The sequence below is a fragment of the Tsukamurella soli genome, from assembly GCF_039541155.1.
GTDB classification, from domain to species: domain Bacteria; phylum Actinomycetota; class Actinomycetes; order Mycobacteriales; family Mycobacteriaceae; genus Tsukamurella; species Tsukamurella soli.
The window spans coordinates 35053-44328 of sequence record NZ_BAABFR010000039.1; the positions used below are offsets into that span (position 1 = coordinate 35053).

Genomic DNA, 9276 nt, shown 5'->3' on the forward strand with positions numbered 1-9276 from the left:
CTCTCCACTTCCTTGGATCGAGCGGTGATCTCAGGTCTGGTCGTGCCACCGATTGGTGACCGGCATCCGACGATCGCGGCCGAACGCCTTGGGAGTGACCTTGGGGCCGAGCGGATACTGCCGCCGCTTGTACTCGGCGCGGTCCACCAGACGCGCGACCCGGCGGATCAGGTCGGGTTCGTAGCCGGCCTGCGAGATCTCGGCGACGCCCTGGTCGAGTTCGACGTAGCGGCGCAGGATGTCGTCGAGGATCTCGTAGTCGGGCAGCGAGTCGCTGTCCTTCTGGTCGGGGCGAAGCTCGGCGGACGGCTCCTTGGTGATGGAGTTCTCCGGGATCGGCGGGGTCTCGCCGCGCTCTGACGCCACCTTGTTGCGCCACCGCGCCAGGGCCCACACCCGGGACTTCTCGACGTCCCGGATGGGCGCGAACGCCCCGACCGCGTCTCCGTAGATCGTGGAATAGCCGACGGCCAGTTCGCTCTTGTTGCCGGTGGCCAGCACGAGGTGGCCCTCCGCGTTGGAGATCGCCATGAGCGTCATGCCGCGGCAGCGCGCCTGGATGTTCTCCTCGGCGAGGCCGGTCAGCTGCAGTTGGTCGACGAAGACGTGCACCATGTCCTCGATCGGCTCCGCGCGGTAGTGCAGGCCCACCCGCTCGGCGAGGTCGGCGGCATCATCTTTGGAGTGCTCCGAGCTGTACTTCGAGGGCATCGACACGCAGTACACGTTCTCGGGGCCCAACGCGTCCGCGGCGACGGCGGCGACCAGCGCGGAGTCGATGCCGCCGGACAGGCCCAGCGCCACCGTCCGCCCGCCCACCTTGTGCACGTAGTCGCGGGTTCCGGTGACCAGCGCGGCCCACACCTGTGCTTCCTCGTCGAGCTCGGTGTGGTCGGTGACCTGGAGCGCGTCCCCGACGGTCGAGCGCGCGGGCAGCGGATACGTCTGCACGTCCCACCCGGCGACGGCGGCGGTCCGCTCACGCCCGAGCGGCGCGACATCCGTGAGGTACGTGAACTCGGCGAACTGCGGTGCGCGGCCCATGACACCGTCGGAGCCCAGGGTGAACGAGTCACCGTCGAACACCAACTCGTCCTGGCCGCCGACGAGGTTGACGTAGACGATCGGCGCCCCGCCCTCGGCGACCCGGTCGGCCACGACCTGCCGCCGCTCCGCCGGCTTGCCGATCTGGAACGGGCTGGCGTTGAGGCACAGCACCGCGTCCACGCCGAGCGCGCCGAGGCCGGCGACGGGCCCGTCCGGCCACCACACGTCCTCGCAGATCGTGATGCCGAGCCGCACGCCGTCGACGTCGAGCGTCACCAGCCGCTCGCCGGGCACGAACCAGCGGTCCTCGTCGAATACGCCGTAGTTGGGCAGGAAGTGCTTGTCGTAGCGGGCCACCAGCGCGCCGCCGTGCAGGACCCCGGCGCTGTTGCGGGCGGACGGTCGCGGGTCGTACGTCCCCTCCGTGCGCCGCGGCACGTCGCTGTCGCGGTCGAGATAGCCGACGATCACGATCAGGTCGCCGCAGCCGGCGGCGTCCAGTGACTCCGCCAACCGGTGCACCGCGAGCCGGGAGTCGACCGCGAACGAATGCCGCAGCAGCAGGTCTTCGACGGGGTATCCGGTGAGCGCCATCTCACCGAAAACGGCGACCTGCGCGCCCTGCTCGGCGGCGTCCTTCGCCGCGGCGGTGATGCGCCGCACGTTCGCGTCCAGGTCGCCCACGACGGGGTTCATCTGGCAGGCGGCGACACGGACAGGCGTCATACCGCAACACTAGGCGACCGAATGCACTCCGCGCCGGGGCGGGTCCGACACACTCGGCCTGTCAGCTGCTTCTGGCAGTATCGCTGCAATGCGGATGACTTTGCCCCGGCCGAGATGGAGTGCACCAGTGGCGGCGGTGGCGGTGGTCGCGCTCGCTGCGGCGTGCTCGACAACGGTGCCGGGCCGCTCGACTCCGGCGCAATCGTCCGCCGGCGGCGAGTCCACGGCGTCGGTGGCGGCACCGGCGTCGACGGCGGGTGGCGGCGCGCCCAACCAGGCGCTGCGCAAGTACTACGACCAGTCGATCGCGTGGGGGTCCTGCAGTTCGTTCGCGGCGACCGACGACTTCGATGATCCGGGGACCAGCAGGCTCCAATGCGGCACGATCACCGTCCCGATCGATTACTCGAACCCCGGCGCGGGCGACGCCACGATCGCCGTCGACAGGCTGTTGGCTCAGGGCACCAAGCAGGGCTCGCTGCTCGTCAACCCCGGTGGGCCCGGCGGTTCCGGGGTGCAACTCGTCGGCGGCTCGGCGACCAACTGGAGCAAGCTCGCCGTCAACCAGACCTTCGACATGGTCGGCTGGGACCCGCGCGGGGTGGGCGCGTCGACCCCGACGATCCGCTGCTACACCGATGCGCAGGTGGACGCCAACCGACAATCGACCCTGGGCGACGACAACAGCCCCGAGGGCATCATCAAGCAGGAGGCGTTCAACAAGGAGAACGCCGAGCTGTGCGACCAGAAGATGGGGACGAACTTCCTCGCACACGTCGGCACCGCCGACACGGTGCAGGACCTCGACGTGCTGCGTTCGGTGCTCGGTGACAAGAAGCTGAGCTACATCGGCTTCAGCTACGGCACGTTCATCGGCGCGATCTACGCCGAGAAGTTCCCGCACAACATCCGCGCGATGGTGCTGGACGGCGCGGTCGACCCGTCGGAGGACCCGTCGAAATCGAACGTGCGGCAGATGGCCGGGTTCCAGACCGTGTTCGACGACTACGCCAAGGACTGCGCGAAGTCCGCGGCCTGCCCCCTGGGAACCGATCCAACCAAGGCCGTCGACAACTACCACAAGCTGGTGTGGCCGCTGATCGACCACCCCGTGCCCGCCTCACCGGGGCGGCCGCTGAGCTACCAGGACGCGGCCACCGGCACGATCCAGGCGATGTACTCGCCCAACCTGTGGAGGGCCCTGACGGTGGGCTTGGCACAGCTGCGGACGGGGACCGGCACGATGATGCAGCGGCTCGCCGACGCCTACCAGGGGCGCGATGCGAACGGCCACTACAGCGGGATGATGGACGCCTTCACGGCCATCAACTGCATGGACAGCCCCGCGATCACGGACCCTGTCGCGCTCGGCCGGCTCGACACCGAGCTGCGGCAGGCCGCGCCGTTCAACGACGACGGTCGCGGTACCGGCCACGCCGCGAAGGGTGCCTGCGCGTACTGGCCGGCGAAGAACACGCTCAGCCCGCACAGGGTGGTCGTCCCGGCCGACATGGCCAAGGTGGTCGTGGTGTCCACCACCCACGACCCTGCGACGCCGTACGCGAACGGTGTGAGTCTGGCGAACCAGCTCAACGCCGCACTGATCACCTTCGAGGGCAGCCAGCACACCGCGAGTTTCGAGGGGAACACCTGCGTCGACGGCGCGGTGACCCGCTACTTCCAGTCGCTCACGGTGCCGCCCGCCGGTCTGCGCTGCAGCGAGTAGAACCTCGCGCACGGCGATGTTCGGCCCCCGATGCCCGTGCACGGGGGCCGAACACCCGCGTGTGGGAAGGGCATCCCGGTGTGGGGCCGGCGAGCCGCGTAGGGTCTATCCGGGGCGCCGCACCACGAATCGCGGGGTCATTACACGCAGTTAACTCGATGTGAATAGGGTCACCAGCATGGATCGGCAGCAGGAGTTCGTCCTTCGCACGATCGAGGAACGGGACATCCGCTTCGTGCGGCTGTGGTTCACCGACGTCCTCGGGTTCCTCAAGTCGGTCGCGATCGCGCCCGCCGAGCTCGACGGTGCGTTCAGCGAGGGCATCGGGTTCGACGGTTCCTCCATCGAGGGCTTCTCGCGAGTGTCGGAGGCCGACACCGTCGCGAAACCCGACCCCTCGACATTCCAGGTCCTGCCGTGGACCGATGACAGGGACCGGCACTACTCGTGCCGCATGTTCTGCGACATCGCGATGCCCGACGGCACCCCGTCGTGGGCCGACTCTCGACACGTGCTGCGGCGCCAGCTGAACAAGGCCGCCGACCTCGGATTCAGCTGCTATGTGCACCCCGAGATCGAGTTCTTCCTGCTCAAGAACCTCCCTACGGACGGCAGCGAGCCGATACCAGCCGACAACGGCGGCTACTTCGACCAGGCGGTGCACGACGTCGCGCCGACATTCCGGCGGGACGCCATCGGGGCCCTGGAGTCGATGGGCATCTCCGTCGAGTTCAGCCATCACGAGGCGGCACCCGGCCAGCAGGAGATCGACCTGCGGTACGCGGACGCACTGTCGATGGCGGACAACGTCATGACCTTCCGCTACCTGATCAAGGAGGTGGCGATGAACGCGGGCGTCCACGCCACCTTCATGCCGAAGCCGTTCACCCACCACGCCGGATCGGCGATGCACACGCACATGAGCCTGTTCGAGGGCGACACGAACGCCTTCCACGATCCCGACGACGAGCTCCAGCTGTCGGCCACGGGCAAGGCGTTCATCGCGGGCATCCTGCACCATGCGCCGGAGATCTCGGCCGTGACCAATCAGTGGGTCAACTCCTACAAGCGGCTGGTGGCCGGGGACGAGGCGCCGACGGCGGCGACGTGGGGCGCGGCGAACCGGTCCGCGATGGTCCGGGTGCCGCTGTACACCCCGAACAAGGCCAGCTCGCGCCGCATCGAGGTGCGGTCACCCGACTCGGCGTGCAACCCCTACCTGGCGTTCGCCGTGCTCGCCGCGGCCGGACTCGCGGGAATCGCGGGCGGATACGACCTGCCCGAGGCGGCCGAGGAGAACGTGTGGCGGATGACGGCCCGCGAACGGCGTTCGCTCGGCTACCGCGACCTCCCCGCCAGCCTGGACGACGCGCTGGTGCTCATGGAGAAGAGCGAGCTGGTTGCGGAAGCGTTGGGGGAGCACGTCTTCGAGTACTTCCTGCGCAACAAGTGGTCGGAGTGGAACGACTACCGATCGGTGGTCACGCCATTCGAACTGAAGCGCTTCCTCACGGTCTGACACGACCATCGGAGACACCGTGAATCCCAATACGCAACGATCGCGGATCCCGGGGGTCGGCAGGCTGGGGCTCCTGGAGCCGACCGCCGAGACCAACCTGGCGAGCCTCGGCTGGTTCGAGCCGGAGAGCGTCGATGTGCTCTGGGCGTTGTCCCGCTCGGCCGACGCCGACATCACCCTCAAGGCGCTTGTTCGGCTGCGGGAGGCGCTCGGCGACGGGTGGCCGGAGCTCGACGCCGCGATCCGGTCCGACACCACGTTGCGTGGGCGACTGTTCGGTGTCCTCGGGGGCTCCGAGGCGCTCGGCGACCATCTGGTGAGCAATCCGAGCGCGTGGCGACTCCTCGCCGAACGCGGGCCGTTGGCCGGCCGCGAGCAGCTCCGCGAGCAGATGCTCGCCGCGGTGGGAGCCGTCAAGGAGCCGGGTCGCCCCGACGACGATCTGCTGTACCGGGCCGCCATCGCGGGGGCCACGGCCGTGCCGCCCCTACGGACCAAGCACCGCGACCTGATGATGGTCGTGGCCGCGCGGGACATGGCGGACCTGGTCGAGAACGAGCCGTGGCTGCCGTTCGTGGAGGTCGGCGAGTATCTCGCGGACCTGGCCGACGCGGCCCTCACGGCGGCGCTGGCCGTCGCCGTCGCCACCGTCTACCCCGACAAGCCCGTACCGGGTCGCCTCGCTGTGATCGCGATGGGTAAATGCGGTGCGCGCGAACTGAACTACGTCTCCGACGTCGACGTCATCTTCGTCGCCGAACCCGCCGACGGTCCGTCTGCGCGGCTGGCCGGCGAGATGATGCGCATCGGGTCGATGGCGTTCTTCGACGTCGACGCCGGTCTGCGGCCCGAGGGCAAGAACGGCAGCCTCACCCGCACCCTCGACTCCCACATCGCCTACTACAAGAGGTGGGCCAAGACCTGGGAGTTCCAGGCGCTGCTCAAGGCGCGCCCGGCCATCGGCGACATGGCGCTGGGGCAGGCGTACGTCGATGCCCTCAGCCCGATGGTGTGGGAGGCGTCGGAGCGCGCAGACTTCGTGCCCGAGGTGCAGCAGATGCGGCGCCGAGTCGAGGAGAACGTCCCGCCGGAGCTGCGCGAGCGCGAACTCAAGCTCGGCCGCGGCGGCCTCCGGGACGTCGAGTTCGCGGTGCAGCTACTGCAACTCGTGCACGGTCGCACCGACGAGTCCCTGCGGGTCCGCGGCACCCTCGACGCGTTGGCCGCGCTGACCGAAGGGGGTTACGTCGGGCGCGACGACGGCGCGAACTTCTCGGCGTCGTACCGGTTCTTGCGGCTGCTCGAGCACCGTCTGCAGCTGGAGCGGCTCAAGCGGACACATACGCTGCCGCCGTTCGACGACGACGAGGCGTGGCGCTGGCTGGCGCGCGCGGCGCACGTGCGGCCCGACGGTGACCGGGATGCTGCGGGCGTGCTGCGAGCGGAGGTGCGCCGGCAGGCCACCCGCGTCCGCCGGTTGCACACCAAGCTGTTCTACCGGCCGCTGCTGGAGTCGATAGCGCAACTCGACGCCGATGAGGTGCGGCTGTCCGACGCGTCGATCGTGTTGCGGCTCAAGGCCCTGGGCTTCGAGCAGGCGGAACACGCGCTGCAGCACCTGAAGTCGATGGCCGACGGATCGCGCCGCGGCCGGATCCAGACGATCCTGCTGCCGACGCTGCTCGAATGGCTCAGCGAGACACCGAATCCCGATGCCGGCCTGCTGAACTACCGCAAGCTGTCGGAGGCTCTCGCGGGTGTCGAGTGGTACCTGCGCGTGCTCCGCGACGAATCCGTCGTGGCGCAGCGGCTGATGACGGTGCTCGGATCGTCGACGTTCGTCGCCGAGTTGCTACAGCGGTCGCCCGAGGTGATCCGCATGTACGCCGACGGCGCGAACGGACCCAAGCTGGTCGAGGTGCAGCCAGGCGAGGTGACCAACGGCATGCTCGCCGCCGTGACTCGGGCGGCCAACCGGGACAGGGCGATCGCGGTCGCCCGTGCCATGCGGCGCGCAGAGATCGCGCGGATCGCGTCGGCGGACGTCCTGGGCATGCTCACGGTGCCGGAGGTCTGCTCCGCACTGTCATCGGTCTGGTCGGCGGCGGTCAACGCGGCGCTCGTGTCCGAGATCAACGCGTCGGTGGCCGAGCGGCGCGCGGCGGGCCGCGGCGACCAGGCACCGGCGCGGATCTCCGTGATCGGCATGGGTCGGCTGGGTGGGCACGAGATCGGCTACGGATCGGACGCCGATGTGCTGTTCGTGTGCGACCCGGTCGAAGGCGGCCCGGACAGCGAGTCGGAGGCGGTCAAGTGGGCCGACCACATCGCCGAGGCGGTGCGGAAGCGGCTCGGGGCACCGTCGGTGGACCCCGGACTCGAGATCGACACCGGTCTGCGCCCGGAGGGGCGTAACGGCCCCGTCGTCCGCACTCTGGCTGCGTACCGCCATTACTACGACCAATGGGCCCAGCCCTGGGAGGTGCAGGCACTGCTGCGCGCCACCCAGGTGGCCGGTGACGAGGAACTCGGCCTCGAGTTCCTGTACATGATCGACCGGATCCGCTACCCCGACGGCGGGGTGTCCGCCGACACGGTGCGGGAACTGCGGCGGATCAAGGCACGAGTCGATTCCGAGCGGTTGCCGCGCGGTGCGGACCCCGCGACGCATACCAAGCTCGGTCGCGGCGGGCTGTCCGACATCGAGTGGACGGTGCAGCTGCTGCAGCTGCGGCACGCGAGCGCCGTTCGCGCCCTACGGAACACATCGACGCTCCAGTCGCTCGACACGATCGGCGCCACCGAGGTGCTCGCCGAATCCGACGTGACGTTGCTGCGGGACGCCTGGTTGACCGCGACCCGCGCCCGCAACGCACTGTTCCTGGTGCGCGGCAAGCCCATCGACCAGCTGCCCGGCCCCGGTGCGGTGCTGTCCAACGTCGCCTACGTGGCGGGTTGGCGTGAGGGCAGCTCGCTCGACTTCCTCGACGACTATCTCCGAACCACGCGACGTGCCCGCGCCGTGGTCGACCGGGTGTTCTGGGGCGAGTAGCGGGTCGCAGTCGGCACCGACAGGTCTCGGTTCGGTAGCGACGGCCTCGAGTGGGCGCGTCGCTGGCCCTCGCGCGGTGGCCGCGTGGGCACAATGGCCGCCATGCGCAAGGCCCTGCGGCTCGTGTTCCTGGTGTTGGCGTCGCTTCTCGTCCTGATCGGGATCGCGTCGATCGCGGCGCACTTCCTCACTTACAGCTCGGCACCGGCGATCGCGTTCACCGCGTTCGGGCCGGCATGGCTGATCGCGCCGCTGGTGGGGCTGATCCTGTTCGCGATCCTGCGTCGCTGGCTCGGATCCTTCATCGGTGTGCTGACGGTGGCGTTGTGCGTCGTCGTGCAACTGCCGATGTTCCTGGGGACGGCGGCGGCCGACCGCGGCGTCGTGCTCACCGTGATGCAGGCCAACATCAGGTTGGGTGAGGGCGACCCCGCTGCGCTCGCGAAACTGGTGCGCGACAACCACGTCGACATCCTGGCGGTGTCCGAGCTGACGGTCGACGCGATGACGAAGCTCGACGGGAGCACCCTCAGCCTCGACCTGCCCTACACGTACACCAACGCCCTGCCGCAGGCCGATGGCACAGGGATCTACAGCCGCTATCCGCTCGAGTCGACGGAGCAGATGGACGGCTACGCGATGACCAACCTCTCGGCGGTGACGCTAGTGCCCGGTGGCGGCATCGTGCAGCTGTATGCCCTGCACCTGATCCCGCCGTACCCGCACGCGACGCGCTGGTCGACCGAGATCGACCGTGCCCGTTCGACTCTCGCCGCCGTGCCGAGCGACCGGCGAGTGATCGCCCTGGGGGACTTCAATTCCACGTGGGACCACCGGCAGTATCGGGAGTTCCTCCGCGGCGGGTACCGCGACGCCGCCGAGACGGTGGGTGCGAAGTGGCTGCCGACGTACCCGACGAATCGCTGGTACCCGCCGATGCTGCAGATCGACCACGTTCTCGTCCGGGGTGCCTCCGTCGCCTCCGTGAGGTCGTACAGCATTCCGGGATCCGACCACCGCGCGCTGATCGCCCGGATCCCGTTGGGGTGATCGCCAGGGTCGGTGTCAGCGACCGCTGTTAGCCTGGCCCGGTGCAGAAACCGGACATCTCGAGTACGGGCGCGCTGGCCGCGTGGTTCGCCGGCGGGAGCGCCCGCGTCGCGCGGGGGGCCGCGAACAAGTCGGAGGCCAAGCGGTCTTAGGAAG

Annotated in this window: 5 protein-coding genes; 4 read left to right on the forward strand and 1 reads right to left on the reverse strand. The window is 69.4% G+C overall.

The annotated features are described in order from the left end of the window. Window positions 1-30: 30 nt before the first annotated feature. Entirely contained in the window at window positions 31-1773 is a 1743-nt protein-coding gene (locus tag ABD908_RS13745; RefSeq protein WP_344996630.1) for an NAD+ synthase, read from the reverse strand. Window positions 1774-1867: 94 nt separating this feature from the next. Here ABD908_RS13745 and ABD908_RS13750 point away from each other — a divergent pair, with 94 nt between their 5' ends. The 4 genes from ABD908_RS13750 (at window position 1868) to ABD908_RS13765 (ending at window position 9120) form a co-directional block, all read left to right on the forward strand. Further along, window positions 1868-3499, forward strand: a complete 1632-nt coding sequence (locus ABD908_RS13750) for an alpha/beta hydrolase (RefSeq protein WP_425584381.1) — start codon at window positions 1868-1870, stop codon at window positions 3497-3499. 178 nt (window positions 3500-3677) lie between these two features. Next, the gene (glnA, locus tag ABD908_RS13755; protein WP_344996634.1) at window positions 3678-5018 is read left to right on the forward strand and encodes a type I glutamate--ammonia ligase; all 1341 of its coding nucleotides are present in this window, start codon (window positions 3678-3680) and stop codon (window positions 5016-5018) included. A 19-nt stretch (window positions 5019-5037) separates the two neighbouring features. Further along, complete coding sequence (locus ABD908_RS13760) at window positions 5038-8070, forward strand: bifunctional [glutamine synthetase] adenylyltransferase/[glutamine synthetase]-adenylyl-L-tyrosine phosphorylase (protein WP_344996637.1); 3033 nt, start codon at window positions 5038-5040, stop codon at window positions 8068-8070. A gap of 102 nt (window positions 8071-8172) precedes the next feature. Further along, complete coding sequence (locus ABD908_RS13765) at window positions 8173-9120, forward strand: endonuclease/exonuclease/phosphatase family protein (RefSeq protein WP_344996639.1); 948 nt, start codon at window positions 8173-8175, stop codon at window positions 9118-9120. The last annotated feature ends 156 nt before the right edge of the window (window positions 9121-9276 follow it).